This is a genomic window from Pseudomonas sp. CFBP 8758 (genome assembly GCF_014841725.1).
Taxonomy (GTDB): domain Bacteria; phylum Pseudomonadota; class Gammaproteobacteria; order Pseudomonadales; family Pseudomonadaceae; genus Aquipseudomonas; species Aquipseudomonas baltica.
In genome coordinates, this window is sequence record NZ_JACYUK010000010.1 from 89,240 (window position 1) to 103,640 (window position 14,401).

The following is a 14,401-nucleotide window of genomic DNA, read 5'->3' on the forward strand; positions in this document are numbered from 1 at the left end:
TGCGCCCACTTTGATCGACGAGGTACAGCATGCGTCGCCCCATGGTAGCTGGTAACTGGAAAATGCACGGTACCCGCGCCAGCGTCGCCGAGCTGATCAAGGGTCTGTCCGAACAGTCCTTGTCCGACTCTGTCGAGGTTGCGGTGTTCCCGCCCCTGTTGTTCGTCGACCGTGTGGTCGAGGGTCTGCAGGGCAGCCATATCGCTGTCGGTGCGCAGAACTGCGCGGTTCAGGCCGAGCAAGGTGCATTGACCGGCGAAACCGCCTCGAGCCAATTGGTCGATGCCGGTTGTTCGCTGGTTCTGATCGGTCACTCTGAGCGTCGCCAGGTCATCGGCGAAGGCGAGCAGCAACTGATCGAGAAATTCCGCGCCGCGCAAGCGGCCGGCCTGACGCCAGTGCTTTGCATGGGGGAAACCCTTGAAGAGCGCGAAGCCGGTCAGACTTTGGAAATTGTAGGTCGTCAGCTGGGCAGCGTCATTGCAGCCTTGGGTATCGAAGCTTTCACCCATGCGGTGATTGCCTACGAGCCGGTCTGGGCCATTGGCACCGGGCTGACTGCCACGCCGCAACAGGCTCAGGATGTGCACGCCGCCATCCGGGCTCAGTTGACGGCAGAAGATGCCAAGGTCGCACAAGCTGTGCGGCTGTTGTACGGCGGTAGCGTCAAAGCGGCCAATGCGGCCGAACTGTTCGGCATGCCGGATATCGATGGGGGGCTCATTGGTGGTGCTTCCCTGAATGCAGATGATTTCGGTGCGATCTGTCGCGCCGCGGGAAACTGAGAAAATGCTGGAAACAGTCGTAGTCGTTCTTCATCTGTTGGGTGCACTGAGCGTTGTCGCTCTGGTTTTGCTGCAACAGGGCAAAGGTGCGGACGCTGGCGCGTCATTCGGGGCAGGGGCATCAAATACTGTCTTCGGAAGCCAAGGTTCCTCTACCTTTCTTAGTAAGTTTACTGCTATACTTGCCGCCTGTTTCTTCATAACCAGCCTGGGTTTAGGTTACTTTGCTAAAGAGAAAGCTCAACAGCTGACTCAAGTAGGTTTGCCAGATCCAGCGGTCATCGAAGCACCTAGGCAGAAGCCGGCAGCAGATGATGTTCCGGTGCTCCAAGAGCAAAAGACCGACGTAGCTCCTGCTACCGACGTTCCTCAGGCTCAAGGGCAAAAGTGATACTCGCAAGAGTGTCAGGGTTACAAAAGCGGTAAGGGTTTCACACGTTGTATTGCCGAGGTGGTGGAATTGGTAGACACGCAACCTTGAGGTGGTTGTGCCCATAGGGTGTAGGGGTTCGAGTCCCCTTCTCGGTACCAATTATCAGGAGAGCCCGCTGTTGCGGGCTTTCTTGTCGGTGGAAGCTTGGATTGACCCAAAACGGGTTCGGTCGTATACTTTTGCCCCAGCTTTGTCGCGGGATGGAGCAGTCTGGTAGCTCGTCGGGCTCATAACCCGAAGGTCGTTGGTTCAAATCCAGCTCCCGCAACCAGTTTTAGCAAAGCCCCTTTTCAAAGGGGCTTTTTGTTAGCTGGACAGTTCTTAGCGCCGGTATTCAACGGCGTATCCGGGATGGGCGCTTCGCCCATTTTTTATTTGCACAGCATGCACGAGGGGGTTCAGGTGTCGAGCAAGCTAGAACAGTTGCAGGCCTTGTTGGCCCCGGTGGTCGTGGCCCTTGGCTATGAATGCTGGGGTATTGAGTTTTCGGCTCAAGGCCGCCATTCACTTTTGCGTGTCTATATCGATAAAGAGGGCGGAGTGCTGGTGGACGATTGCGCCATTGTCAGCCGCCAGCTCAGTGGTGTACTGGACGTTGAAGATCCAATCACCGTCGAATACACCCTTGAAGTTTCTTCTCCAGGCATGGAACGCCCGCTGTTCAACATCGAACAGTTTGCCGCGTACGCCGGAGCACAAGTAAAGATAAAGCTGCGCGCCCCTTTCGAAGGACGACGCAACTTTCAGGGCCTTCTCCATGGTGTGGAGGACCAGGATGTCGTGATTCGAGTAGACGAACACGAATTCCTGCTGCCGATCGATTCGATCGACAAGGCCAATATCATTCCCAGTTTTGACTGAGACGTGCCAGATACTGCGGGTCCCGCGGATCCAATGGCTTGCGAAAGGCGAGGCGTACGATGAGCAAAGAAGTACTGCTGGTTGTTGAGTCGGTATCCAATGAAAAGGGTGTACCGGCAGGCGTAATATTCGAAGCGCTGGAGATTGCTCTGGCGACCGCGACCAAGAAACGCTTCGAAGACGAAGTGGATCTTCGTGTGGAAATCAATCGCCACACCGGCTCCTACGAAACCTTCCGTCGCTGGACGGTCGTCGAAGAAGACGACCTGGACGATCCGGCCATCGAAACCTGGCCGAGCAAGGTTGTACTGACACACCCCGAAGCCAAGGTGGGTGATGTCATCGAAGAGAAGATCGACTCCATCGAGTTCGGTCGCATCGCTGCCCAGACCGCCAAGCAGGTGATCGTGCAGAAAGTTCGCGAGGCCGAGCGCGCCCAGGTGGTGGATGCTTACCGTGAACGACTGGGCGAGATCATCTCTGGCACGGTCAAGAAGGTGACCCGCGACAACGTCATCGTCGATCTGGGCAACAACGCCGAGGCCTTGCTGGCTCGGGAAGATATCATTTCGCGCGAAACCTTCCGTGTCGGTGTGCGCCTGCGCGCGCTGCTCAAGGAAATTCGTACCGAAAACCGGGGTCCTCAACTGATCCTTTCGCGTACCGCGCCGGAAATGCTCATCGAGCTTTTCCGCATCGAGGTGCCGGAAATCGCTGAAGGCCTCATTGAAGTCATGGCCGCATCCCGTGATCCGGGTTCGCGCGCCAAGATCGCCGTTCGCTCCAAGGACAAGCGCATCGACCCGCAAGGTGCCTGTATCGGCATGCGCGGTTCGCGTGTGCAGGCTGTGTCCGGCGAGTTGGGCGGCGAGCGCGTCGACATCGTCCTCTGGGACGATAACCCGGCACAGTTCGTCATCAATGCCATGTCCCCGGCGGAAGTCGCGGCCATCATCGTCGACGAAGACGCCCATGCCATGGACATCGCCGTGGGTGCCGACAACCTGGCCCAGGCAATTGGCCGTGGCGGGCAGAACGTGCGTCTGGCCAGCCAGTTGACTGGCTGGACACTGAACGTGATGACCGAGTCGGACATTCAGGCCAAGCAGCAAGCGGAAACCGGTGACATCCTGCGCAACTTCATCGACGAGCTGGAAGTCGATGAAGAGCTGGCCCAGGTACTGGTCGACGAAGGCTTCACAAGCCTGGAAGAAATTGCCTACGTACCGTTGGAAGAGATGCTCAACATCGACGGCTTTGACGAAGACATCGTCAACGAGCTTCGCGCTCGGGCCAAGGATCGTTTGTTGACCAAAGCCATCGCTACAGAGGAAAAGCTGGCAGACGCCCATCCGGCCGAAGACCTGCTCTCGCTTGAGGGTATGGACAAGGATTTGGCGATGGAACTGGCGGTGCGCGGCGTAGTTACCCGCGAAGACCTGGCCGAGCAGTCGATTGACGACCTGCTCGACATCGACGGCATTGACCAAGATCGTGCCGGCAAGTTGATCATGGCCGCCCGAGCCCATTGGTTCGAGTAATTGGCGCGGCCTGAGGAGAGAAGTGCATGACGCAAGTCACGGTGAAAGAATTGGCCCAAGAGGTCGCCGCACCGGTAGAGCGCCTGCTTCAGCAGATGCGTGAGGCAGGTCTGCCGCACACCGACGCCGGACAAGTTGTGACCGACAATGAGAAGCAGGCTCTGCTGGCTCATTTGAAAAGCAGCCACAAGGCGAAAGCGGAAGAACCGCGCAAGATTACCTTGCAGCGCAAGACCCAAAGCACCCTGCGTGTGGCCGGTAGCAAGAGCATCAGCGTAGAAGTACGCAAGAAGAAGGTATTCGTTCAGCGCAGCCCGGAAGAGATCCAGGCCGAGCAGAAGCGCGAGCTCGACGAGCGTCGCGCAGCGAATGATGCTGCCCGCCAGAAGGTCGAGCAGGACACCCGTTCGCGTACCGACGAAGAAACGCGCAAGCAGCCTGGCAGCACCGCTCAGGCCGACGCCCCTGCCGCCGCAACCCAAGCTCCTTCGGCGCCAAGCGTCGATGTGGCTGCGGTCGCCCCGGCACCTGCACCGGCGCCTGAGCGCAAGAAGGAAGAGCCTCGGCGTCCCGACAAGCCGCGCAACGACGACCGTCGCAGCGGCAGTGGCAACAGTGATGGCGAGCGCAAGAACCAGCCTCACCGTGCCACCGTCAAGGAAAAGGCTCCGACGCCGCGTGCCGCACCGCGTACCACCGACGAAGAGAGCGATGGCTTCCGTCGTGGCGGTCGTGGCAAGGGCAAGCTGAAGAAGCGCAACGCTCACGGTTTCCAGAGCCCTACCGGCCCGCTGGTGCGTGACGTGAAAATTGGCGAGACCATCTCTGTTGGCGATCTGGCCGCACAGATGTCGGTCAAGGCTGCCGAGATCATCAAGTTCATGTTCAAGCTGGGCACGCCAGCCACCATCAATCAGGTGCTGGATCAGGAAACTGCCCAGCTGGTTGCCGAGGAGCTGGGTCACAAGGTGACCCTGGTCAGCGACACCGCCCTGGAAGATTCCCTGGCCGAATCGCTGAAGTTCGAGGGTGAGGCGTTCGCTCGTGCACCGGTCGTGACCGTCATGGGCCACGTCGACCACGGCAAGACTTCGCTGCTCGACTACATTCGTCGTGCCAAGGTTGCTGCAGGCGAAGCCGGCGGTATCACCCAGCACATCGGTGCCTACCACGTCGAAACCGAACGCGGCATGGTCACCTTCCTCGACACCCCGGGCCACGCCGCGTTTACCGCGATGCGTGCCCGTGGTGCCAAGGCGACGGACATCGTGATCCTGGTGGTCGCGGCGGACGACGGCGTGATGCCGCAAACCATCGAAGCCGTTCAGCATGCGAAAGCCGCTGGCGTGCCGCTGGTGGTTGCAGTGAACAAGATCGACAAGCCGGGCGCCGACCTGGACCGTATCCGCAGCGAGCTGTCGGTTCACGGTGTGACTTCGGAAGAGTGGGGCGGCGACACCCCGTTCGTACCGGTTTCGGCCAAGCAGGGTACCGGCGTCGACGAATTGCTCGAAGCCGTGTTGCTGCAGGCTGAAGTACTGGAACTGACCGCAACGCCATCGGCTCCTGGCCGTGGTGTGGTCGTCGAATCGCGCCTGGACAAGGGCCGTGGCCCGGTTGCCACCGTGCTGGTTCAGGACGGTACGCTGCGTCAGGGCGACATGGTGCTGGTCGGTTCGAACTACGGCCGTGTACGTGCCATGCTCGACGAGAACGGCAAGCCGATCAAGGAAGCCGGTCCGGCCATTCCGGTCGAGATCCTGGGCCTTGATGGTACCCCGGATGCCGGCGACGAGATGAGCGTGGTTGCCGATGAGAAGAAAGCCCGTGAAGTGGCTCTGTTCCGTCAAGGCAAGTTCCGCGAAGTCAAGCTGGCCCGTGCTCACGCCGGCAAGCTGGAAAACATCTTCGAAAACATGGGCCAGGAAGAGAAGAAGACGCTCAACATCGTCCTCAAATCCGACGTCCGTGGATCGCTGGAAGCGTTGCAGGGTGCCTTGAATGGCCTGGGCAACGACGAAGTGCAAGTGCGTGTGGTCGGTGGCGGCGTCGGTGGTATCACCGAATCCGATGCCAACCTGGCGCTGGCTTCGACAGCGGTACTGTTCGGCTTCAACGTGCGGGCCGATGCCGGCGCGCGCAAGATCGTCGAGCAGGAAGGTCTGGATATGCGTTACTACAACGTGATCTACGACATCATCGAAGACGTCAAGAAAGCCCTGACCGGTATGCTGGGCAGCGATGTTCGCGAGAACATCCTGGGTATCGCCGAAGTGCGTGACGTGTTCCGTTCGCCGAAGTTCGGTGCAATCGCCGGCTGCATGGTCATCGAGGGTGTGGTCTTCCGCAACCGTCCGATCCGTGTACTGCGCGAAGACATCGTGATCTTCGAAGGCGAGCTGGAATCGCTGCGTCGCTTCAAGGACGATGCGTCCGAAGTGCGTGCCGGCATGGAATGCGGTATCGGCGTCAAGAGCTACAACGACGTCAAGGTCGGTGACAAGATCGAAGTCTTCGAGAAAGTCCAAGTGGCTCGTACTCTCTAAGCTGCGACCTCCAGGAACCTGTCCGGCCAGCGCCGGGCCGGTTCTAAACGCAACGCCCGATCCGGCCCAGCCTGATCGGGCGTTTGCCGCTCTAGTTACAGGTAATGAAACATGGCAAAAGAATACAGCCGTACCCAGCGTATCGGCGATCAGATGCAGCGCGAGCTGGCGCAACTGATCCGTCGCGAAGTTAAGGATCCACGCGTTGGCCTGGTCACCATCACAGCGGTCGAAGTCAGCCGCGATGTCGGTCATGCCAAGATCTTCATCACCGTCATGGGCCAGGACAGCGCTGCCGACATCGCCCAGAGCATCAAGGTGTTGAACTCGGCCGCCGGTTTCCTGCGCATGCAGTTGGCCAAGGAAATGAAGCTGCGCAGCGTGCCGCAGTTGCACTTCCACTACGACGAAAGCGTGAGCCGTGGCGCTCATCTGTCGGCGTTGATCGAGCGTGCCGTGGCCGAGGACAGCCAGCATCACGCGGACGAGTCGGCCAAAGAGACCAAGGAGTAATCCCGGTGGCTCAGGTCAAGCGTATCCGTCGCAATGTCAGTGGCATCATCCTGCTGGACAAGCCACTGGGGTTCACTTCCAACGCCGCGCTGCAGAAAGTGCGCTGGCTGCTCAATGCCGAGAAGGCCGGTCATACCGGCAGTCTCGATCCATTGGCGACCGGTGTGCTGCCGCTGTGCTTTGGCGAGGCGACCAAGTTTTCCCAGTACCTGCTCGAATCCGACAAAGGCTACGAGACCCTGGCGCAACTGGGCAAGACCACGACCACGGCCGATGCCGAGGGCGAGGTTCTGCAGACCCGCGAGGTGACCGTCGGTCACTCCGACATCGAGGCGGTATTGCCTCGTTTCCGTGGCCAGATCAGCCAGATACCGCCGATGTACTCGGCGCTCAAGCGCGATGGGCAGCCACTGTACAAGCTGGCGCGTGCCGGTGAAGTAGTGGAGCGCGAGCCGCGTTCTGTTACTATTGCGCGGCTGCAATTGCTTGGCTGCGAGCAGACCACTGCAAGGTTCGCCGTGGACTGCAGCAAAGGCACCTACATTCGGACCCTGGTCGAAGACATCGGCGAGGCGTTGGGGTGTGGTGCGTACGTTGCAGAACTGCGTCGCACGCAAGCGGGCCCGTTCAGCCTGGCGCAGACGGTCACGCTCGAAGAGCTCGAAGCCGTGCATGCCGAAGGCGGTAACGAGGCAGTGGACAGGTTCCTGCTGCCATCGGACAGCGGCCTGCAGGATTGGCCTCTGCTGCAGTTTTCGGAGCACAGCGCGTTCTACTGGCTCCACGGCCAGCCGGTGAGGGCTCCCGAAGCTCCCAAGTTCGGCATGGTGCGGGTACAGGATCACAATGGTCGCTTCATCGGAATCGGTGAAGTGAGCGAAGACGGGCGCATTGCGCCACGTCGCTTGATTCGGTCGGAATGACCGATCCCGGTCGTCACGGTATTCGTGGCGGCTGGTCGAGGACGGCTGTCAACAGGCACGGTCGCGCCTCTTCTCATGAAAACAGGGTTTTGCCCTGGCCTGTTGGACACTGCATGCAGTGCCCTTGATAGTGGAGATGCCTCATGGCTCTTAGCGTTGAAGACAAAGCTCAAATCGTTGCCGACTACCAGCAAGCCGTTGGTGATACCGGTTCGCCAGAAGTGCAGGTTGCACTGCTGACGCACAACATCAACAAGCTGCAGGGTCACTTCAAGGCCAACGGCAAGGACCACCACTCGCGTCGTGGCCTGATCCGTATGGTCAACCAGCGCCGCAAGCTGCTGGATTACCTGAAGGGCAAGGACGTCACCCGTTACAGCGCCCTGATCGGTCGTCTGGGTCTGCGTCGCTAATAGCGGCTCGACACGCGGTGACAAGCGTGGTTTGCCATGTTCGCAGGCCTGGGCTCAAGCCCGGGCCTGCGAGGGCGCCACGCGCAATCCTGAGGTTGGTTGTCTGTCGTACCCCAGCGGGTTTTCCGCGGGGGCGGGCAGGTTTCCAGCCTCAAGTTGTATCTGGACGGTCAACGGGGCCGATTCCCCGCTCTGCCCAAGAATTTCGCAAGAAACCAGTTCCCCCAAGAGCCAACAGAAGGTAGGAAACCGTGAACCCGGTAATCAAGACGTTTCAATTCGGTCAATCGACCGTAACCCTCGAAACGGGCCGTATTGCCCGTCAAGCCTCCGGCGCCGTGCTGGTCACCGTCGATAACGACGTGACCGTACTGGTGACCGTGGTAGGTGCCAAGCAAGCCGATCCAGGCAAAGGCTTTTTCCCGCTGTCCGTGCACTACCAGGAAAAGACCTACGCTGCCGGCAAGATTCCCGGTGGTTTCTTCAAGCGTGAAGGCCGTCCTTCCGAGAAAGAAACCCTGACCTCGCGTTTGATCGATCGCCCGATCCGTCCGCTGTTCCCCGAAGGCTTCATGAACGAAGTGCAGGTCGTCTGCACCGTCGTTTCCACCAGCAAGAAAACCGATCCGGACATCGCTGCGATGATCGGTACCTCGGCGGCCCTGGCTATTTCCGGCATTCCGTTCGACGGCCCGATCGGCGCTGCGCGTGTGGCCTTCCACGAGAGCACTGGCTACCTGCTGAACCCGACCTACGAGCAGCAGCAGGCTTCGAGCCTGGACATGGTCGTGGCCGGTACCAAAGACGCCGTGCTGATGGTTGAATCCGAAGCCAAAGAGCTGACCGAAGACCAGATGTTGGGCGCCGTGCTGTTTGCCCACGATGAGTTCCAGTCGGTCATCAAGGCCGTCGGCGAGCTGGCTGCAGAAGCCGCCAAGCCTACCTGGAGCTGGACCCCGAAAGCCTGGAACACCGAGCTGCTGGGCGCGATCCGTGGCGAATTCGGCGATGCCGTTTCCCAGGCCTACACCATCACCGTCAAGGCCGATCGCTACGCCAAGCTGGGCGAGTTGCGTGACCAGGTGATCGCCAAGTTCTCCGGCGAAGAAGGCAAGCCGACCGCAGCCGAAGTGAAGGAAATCTTCGGCGAGATCGAATACCGCACCGTTCGTGAAAACATCGTCAACGGCAAGCCGCGTATCGACGGTCGCGACACCAAGACCGTGCGCCCGCTGAACATCGAAGTCGGTGTTCTGCCGAAAACCCACGGTTCGGCCCTGTTCACCCGCGGTGAAACCCAGGCGCTGGTCGTGGCGACTCTGGGCACTGCCCGCGACGCTCAGTTGCTGGACACCCTGGAAGGCGAGAAGAAAGACCCCTTCATGCTGCACTACAACTTCCCTCCGTTCTCGGTGGGCGAGTGTGGTCGCATGGGCGGCGCGGGTCGTCGTGAAATCGGCCACGGCCGTCTGGCCCGTCGTTCGGTACAGGCCATGCTGCCAGCCGCCGACGTGTTCCCGTACACCATCCGCGTGGTATCGGAAATCACCGAGTCCAACGGTTCCAGCTCCATGGCGTCGGTCTGCGGTGCTTCCCTGGCACTGATGGACGCCGGTGTGCCGATGAAGGCGCCGGTTGCCGGTATCGCCATGGGCCTGGTCAAGGAAGGCGACAAGTTCGCCATCCTCACCGACATCCTCGGTGACGAAGACCACCTCGGCGACATGGACTTCAAGGTAGCCGGTACCGCCAAGGGTGTTACCGCGCTGCAGATGGACATCAAGATCAACGGTATCACCGAAGAGATCATGGAAATCGCCCTGGGCCAGGCGCTGGAAGCGCGCCTGAACATCCTCGGTCAGATGAACCAGATCATCGGCACTTCGCGTACCGAGCTGTCGGAAAACGCGCCGACCATGATCGCGATGAAGATCGACACCGACAAGATCCGCGACGTGATCGGCAAGGGTGGCGCCACCATCCGCGCCATCTGCGAGGAAACCAAGGCTTCGATCGACATCGAAGACGACGGCTCGATCAAGATCTTCGGCGAATCCAAGGAAGCGGCTGAAGCAGCACGTCAGCGCGTTCTGGGTATCACCGCAGAAGCCGAGATCGGCAAGATCTACGTGGGCAAGGTCGAGCGCATCGTTGACTTCGGTGCCTTCGTCAACATCCTGCCTGGCAAGGACGGTCTGGTTCACATTTCGATGCTCAGCGATGCGCGCGTCGAGAAAGTGACCGACATCCTCAAGGAAGGCGAAGAAGTGGAAGTACTGGTACTGGACGTGGACAACCGCGGCCGTATCAAGCTGTCCATCAAGGACGTTGCTGCTGCAAAGGCTTCGGGCGCCTAACCTCGCCGGCTTGAAAAAAAGAGTCCTTCGGGGCTCTTTTTTTTCGACTAGAGTTTGCTCAGTAGCCTGGGGTTTGTTCAAAGTGCCCATTCAAGGCGTTCAGAAACGCCAGGGAACTTTTGCGAACTTGCAACTTGCACGCAAAATTACCTGCAGACGTGCAAGTTGCACGAATGGCTTTTTTTGCAAGAATCTTAACTGATTGATAATAAAGGACTTTATCTGTGTTGGTGGGTTGGCATGAGGTCTGCAATATACTTGTCACCTGCAGCCAAGACATTAAACGTCTGCAGACCTTTCAAAAAACAGGAGTGACTCGTATGAAGAAGTTCGCTATTGCTGCCGCTGCTGCTACCGCGCTGACCTTGACCATGGCCAACGCTGCTTTCGCTCAACAGTCCACCCAGGCTCCAATGGTTGTTGCTGCTAGTAACGTGACTGAAGCCAAAGAAGCAACCTCTGACACTTGGATCACCACCAAGGTCAAATCCGATCTGGTTACCGAAAAAGGCATCCCAGGCACCGACATCAAGGTCGAAACCAACAAAGGTGTGGTTTCCCTGTCGTCGACCGTTGCTGTGACCGACGCTCAGAAGGCTACTGCCGTACGTATCACCAAGGCCATCAAGGGCGTGAAAGCTGTCTCCGCCGATGGCCTGAAAGCCGAGTAAGTTTCATGCGAAGGCCACAGGGATGTGGCCACTGAGAGCCCCGGCGCCATGCGCCCGGGCTTTTTTTATGGGCGTTGTTCATGCGCTCGAATAATGCGTTAGTTGCGGCTGCTTTCGATCTGCACCAGTTTGCTGCCGACGAACTTCAGGTATTGGCTCATGCCATTGGAAGGTCCATACACCCACTCTTCTATCGGCAGTTCGACGCGTCGATTGATCGGCCCCGAGCGTTCGTAGCCTGTCTGCGCCTTGCTGGCAGGCGCACCACACTTCTGCTCTACCTGAACCGTGCGATCGTTCAGCGACACCAGGGTGTTGCCACAGCGCATCGTCGAGGCAGCGCTGGCTGTATTGCACAGTGCCAGCAGCAATGGCACGCAGGTCATCCAAGTCAATTTGTTCATTCGGCATCCAGATGCAGGGGGGTGATGATGCGCCCATCTTTTTCGGCCTGGCCCAGGGCTGCATCGATGAAGTACACGCGCTCGTCCGCCAACTGGCCCTTGTCGACCAGAAAGTCCTTGATGCTGCCTGCACGGGCCTGCCCCAGCTGACGCAGCAATGCATTGTTCGAAGCCCAGGACTTGAGCACCGCTTCACGTAGCTTGTCGGTGCGAACCTTGCTTTCCAGCTGTTGCCATTCCACCGGTGGCTGACCTTTGAGCCGGGTACGGTAGATGGCTTCGAGCATTGCCGGCTTGTCGTCGTCAGGCACTTGCATCTCGGCTGCGGTGGCGGGGACTTTGTCGCCACGGCGCTGGGCCATTTTATAGTAGGTGCTTTGGTATTCGCGCTCCAGGCGTTGCTGCGCAATGAGCGGGCCGTCGCTGGCCTGGGCGCTGGTACCTTCGATTTCCAGGCGCAGGGTCGGGCGCTCCTTCAAGGCCGCCGCCAGCTTCACCAGGGCCGCCTGGGCCTCTGCGCTCAATTCGTCCGAACCTGGGCGGAACGACACGGTGCTCAGGTCTTCCGAGCCGCCGCCACTGACCAGTCCACCAATGAACTTGAACGGCGCCTGAGCGGCACGAACCATCAGGTTGCGCAGGGTCTGCCAGACGATCGGCATGACGCTGAACTGCGGGCTGTTCAGATCGCCGCTCACCGGCAGTTCGATGGCGATTCTGCCTTGGGAATCCTTGAGCAGCGCGATGGCCAGGCGCAGCGGCAGATCGACCGCATCCGGGCTGTCGACCTTGTCGCCCAGTTGCAGCTGTTCCACCAGCAGCTTGTTCTCTGCCTTGAGCTGGCCTTTGGTGATCAGGTAGTGCAAGTCGAGGTTCAGACGGCCCTTGCGGATGCGATAGCCGGCGAACTTGCCCGAATAGGGCGTCAGGGTGGTCAGCTCCACGCGTTTGAAGCTGGTCGTGATGTCCAGGCTGGCCATCGGGTCGAACGGATTCAGCGCACCGGCGATGGTCACCGGCGCATAGCGGTCGACCTTGCCCTGGATGTCGATGCGTGCCGGCTTGGCCTGACGGTTGTCGATCGTACCTATGCGCCCGTTGAGTTGCTGAACGGCCGTGGCAAAGTTCGGGGTGAGGCTGAAGTCGGCAAAGTTGGCCGAGCCATTGTCGATGTCCACGGAGCCGATGCGAATACCGAGAGGTTTTTCGGCACCTGCGGGTTTCCCCGAGTTGACCGAGTTGGCGGGCTGCGGCGGTTGCGGAATCAGCAGGTCGTCGATATTGGTGGTACGGTCCTCGTTGATCATGAAGCGCGCGTAGGGCTGTTGCAGCTGCACCCGCTCGATCTGCAGGCGATCGCCGTGGCGGTAGTCGAGACCGTCGAGAGTCAGGTGCTGCCATTTGACGAAATCGCGCTCCTTGAGCGTATCGAGCGTGTGCAGCTGATCGATTTCGACGCGGCCGGACACCGTCATCGCCAGCGGTTCAGTGCTGTTCAGTTGCACAGCGAGATCGCTGTCGAGCATGCCGCTGCGCAGTTCCAGGCGAATCAGCGGGCTGATGTAGGCCTGCGCGACACGCAGGTCGATGTCCTGGGTGCTGACCTTCAGGCGTGCGCCAACCGGGGCCAGGCTGACCTCGCCGCTGGCCTGCAAGTGACCTTGCTTGCCCAGCCCGGTGTCCAGCTTGAGGGTGAAGGGAGCGCCGTTGAGGCTGTCGAAATCACGCAGATCCAGGTTGAGGGGCCCGAGCTCCACCGCCACGTTGTCGGTCGGCACACGGTCCGCCAGATGCACCCGGTAGTCACGCAACTGCACATCCTTGAGCAACACCTGCCAAGGCTTGGCTGACGCGGCTGCCGTCTTGCTGGCGGCCGGCGTCTGTGCCTGCACCTGCGCCGTCGTCGGGCTGGCGAACAGCTTTTGCCAGTCGAGCTGTCCATCCGCCTCGCGGGCGGCCCAGGTTTCCAGGCCGTGACTGCGTATCTGACCAACCCTGACCAACTGCTTGACCAGATCCACCGATGTATCGCTGACCTCAAGGCGTTCGAGCCGTACCAAGGGACGGCCATCGGGAGCGGCGATCGCGAAGGGCGCAACGGTGAGGGCCACCTTGTCCAAGGTGAGTTCGGTCTGCTTGGCCAGGTTCAGGTTGTACTCGGCACTGAGGGTGAACACGCCCTTCTCCAGGGCCAAAGGCACGCTGTCACGCACGTACGGCCACCAGACGCTCATCTGCGCATCGGTCACCTTCAGTGAGCCTTGGGAAGACACCGGGCTCAGGCCAATACGTCCGCGCCAGTCGATACGCCCGCCTTGGGGGCTGTTGGCTACCAGCGTCATGTCGGCATGATCGTCCGGTAGCGTGCTGAGGTTCTGCAGCTCCAGATTCATCGAGTCGTAGAGAAACTCGATCGGCTGGCTTGGGCGCAAGTCCTTGAAATGCAGATAGCCGTCAACCAGTTTGATACTGCCGATGCGCAACGCGAAAGGTTCGGACGGTGCGTCCTGCGCAGCAGGGTCGCTGGCGGGAAGCTTGAACAAGCCGCTCAAGTTGAGCTTGCCGGTCTTGTCGAACAGCACTTCGGTGCGGGGCTTTTCCAGCTCCACCGCAACCAGATGCAGCGCGCCGGTCCACAGGCTGTCCAATTGCAGATTGGCGTACAACCGCTCGAAACCGATCTGCTCCGGGCCGGGTTCACCGATCTTCAGCCCCCACAGGGTCAGCTCGAGGCTGAACGGATTGAATTCCAGGCGCTGCAGCTGAGCAGGAACAGTGGAATAGTCTGCCAGCTGCTGATTGGCAACCCGCAGGGCGATGCCGGGCAGGATCAGGAAGCCGAGCAGAGCGTACAGCGCTACCAGCGCCACAAGCGTGGCGGCGGTGCGTTTCAATCCTTTGGACATGGAAAAGAGGCCATCTGACGTGATCGGAGGTGCTTGGAGTATGGCACG

12 protein-coding genes and 2 tRNA genes are annotated in these 14,401 nt (G+C 59.9%); 12 read left to right on the top strand and 2 right to left on the bottom strand.

The window, feature by feature from the left end; genetic code table 11:
• Positions 1-29: 29 nt before the first annotated feature.
• The 12 genes from tpiA to IFT75_RS19825 all read left to right on the top strand — a co-directional run bounded on the left by tpiA (position 30) and on the right by IFT75_RS19825 (position 11,043).
• Positions 30-785: a triose-phosphate isomerase gene (gene tpiA / locus IFT75_RS19770; protein WP_192056400.1), complete on the top strand. Its 756-nt coding sequence runs from the start codon at positions 30-32 to the stop codon at positions 783-785.
• Positions 786-789: 4 nt separating this feature from the next.
• Positions 790-1,176 (top strand): preprotein translocase subunit SecG, encoded by a 387-nt coding sequence (gene secG, locus IFT75_RS19775; RefSeq protein ID WP_122480186.1) that lies wholly within the window; start codon positions 790-792, stop codon positions 1,174-1,176.
• A gap of 54 nt (positions 1,177-1,230) precedes the next feature.
• Positions 1,231-1,316: transfer RNA gene (locus tag IFT75_RS19780), tRNA-Leu, on the top strand.
• A gap of 96 nt (positions 1,317-1,412) precedes the next feature.
• Positions 1,413-1,489: transfer RNA gene (locus IFT75_RS19785), tRNA-Met, on the top strand.
• 131 nt (positions 1,490-1,620) lie between these two features.
• The gene (gene rimP, locus IFT75_RS19790; protein WP_163007671.1) at positions 1,621-2,079 is read left to right on the top strand and encodes a ribosome maturation factor RimP; all 459 of its coding nucleotides are present in this window, start codon (positions 1,621-1,623) and stop codon (positions 2,077-2,079) included.
• Between the two features lie 59 nt (positions 2,080-2,138).
• Entirely contained in the window at positions 2,139-3,620 is a 1,482-nt protein-coding gene (nusA, locus tag IFT75_RS19795; RefSeq protein WP_122480184.1) for a transcription termination factor NusA, read from the top strand.
• Between the two features lie 26 nt (positions 3,621-3,646).
• Entirely contained in the window at positions 3,647-6,166 is a 2,520-nt protein-coding gene (gene infB, locus IFT75_RS19800) for a translation initiation factor IF-2 (protein WP_122480183.1), read from the top strand.
• A 111-nt stretch (positions 6,167-6,277) separates the two neighbouring features.
• Positions 6,278-6,679 (top strand): 30S ribosome-binding factor RbfA, encoded by a 402-nt coding sequence (gene rbfA, locus IFT75_RS19805; protein ID WP_122480182.1) that lies wholly within the window; start codon positions 6,278-6,280, stop codon positions 6,677-6,679.
• Positions 6,680-6,684: 5 nt separating this feature from the next.
• A complete protein-coding gene (truB, locus tag IFT75_RS19810) occupies positions 6,685-7,602 on the top strand; it encodes a tRNA pseudouridine(55) synthase TruB (RefSeq protein WP_122480181.1) in 918 nt (305 codons plus the stop codon).
• Between the two features lie 143 nt (positions 7,603-7,745).
• Entirely contained in the window at positions 7,746-8,015 is a 270-nt protein-coding gene (gene rpsO / locus IFT75_RS19815) for a 30S ribosomal protein S15 (protein WP_043190760.1), read from the top strand.
• Positions 8,016-8,266: 251 nt separating this feature from the next.
• On the top strand, positions 8,267-10,372 hold the full coding sequence (gene pnp / locus IFT75_RS19820) for a polyribonucleotide nucleotidyltransferase (RefSeq protein WP_122480180.1): 2,106 nt from the start codon (positions 8,267-8,269) through the stop codon (positions 10,370-10,372).
• A gap of 320 nt (positions 10,373-10,692) precedes the next feature.
• The gene (locus IFT75_RS19825) at positions 10,693-11,043 is read left to right on the top strand and encodes a BON domain-containing protein (RefSeq protein ID WP_185795384.1); all 351 of its coding nucleotides are present in this window, start codon (positions 10,693-10,695) and stop codon (positions 11,041-11,043) included.
• Positions 11,044-11,141: 98 nt separating this feature from the next.
• Here IFT75_RS19825 and IFT75_RS19830 read toward each other — a convergent pair whose 3' ends face one another.
• Together IFT75_RS19830 and IFT75_RS19835 are read right to left on the bottom strand one after the other, a co-directional pair.
• Positions 11,142-11,447 (bottom strand): DUF2845 domain-containing protein, encoded by a 306-nt coding sequence (locus IFT75_RS19830; RefSeq protein WP_122480178.1) that lies wholly within the window; start codon positions 11,445-11,447, stop codon positions 11,142-11,144.
• A complete protein-coding gene (locus tag IFT75_RS19835) occupies positions 11,444-14,353 on the bottom strand; it encodes a DUF748 domain-containing protein (RefSeq protein ID WP_192056402.1) in 2,910 nt (969 codons plus the stop codon). The genes IFT75_RS19830 and IFT75_RS19835 overlap by 4 nt, the downstream gene beginning before the upstream one ends.
• Positions 14,354-14,401: the final 48 nt, after the last annotated feature.

What these genes read in the sequence shown, in the direction of transcription:
- rbfA (WP_122480182.1), top strand. Translation starts at nt 6,278, where the DNA reads ATGGCAAAAGAATACAGCCGTACCCAGCGTATCGGCGATCAGATGCAG.
- rpsO (WP_043190760.1), top strand. Translation starts at nt 7,746, where the DNA reads ATGGCTCTTAGCGTTGAAGACAAAGCTCAAATCGTTGCCGACTACCAG.
- nusA (WP_122480184.1), top strand. Translation starts at nt 2,139, where the DNA reads ATGAGCAAAGAAGTACTGCTGGTTGTTGAGTCGGTATCCAATGAAAAG.
- IFT75_RS19825 (WP_185795384.1), top strand. Translation starts at nt 10,693, where the DNA reads ATGAAGAAGTTCGCTATTGCTGCCGCTGCTGCTACCGCGCTGACCTTG.
- secG (WP_122480186.1), top strand. Translation starts at nt 790, where the DNA reads ATGCTGGAAACAGTCGTAGTCGTTCTTCATCTGTTGGGTGCACTGAGC.
- IFT75_RS19835 (WP_192056402.1), bottom strand. Translation starts at nt 14,353, where the DNA reads ATGTCCAAAGGATTGAAACGCACCGCCGCCACGCTTGTGGCGCTGGTA.
- tpiA (WP_192056400.1), top strand. Translation starts at nt 30, where the DNA reads ATGCGTCGCCCCATGGTAGCTGGTAACTGGAAAATGCACGGTACCCGC.
- infB (WP_122480183.1), top strand. Translation starts at nt 3,647, where the DNA reads ATGACGCAAGTCACGGTGAAAGAATTGGCCCAAGAGGTCGCCGCACCG.
- IFT75_RS19830 (WP_122480178.1), bottom strand. Translation starts at nt 11,447, where the DNA reads ATGAACAAATTGACTTGGATGACCTGCGTGCCATTGCTGCTGGCACTG.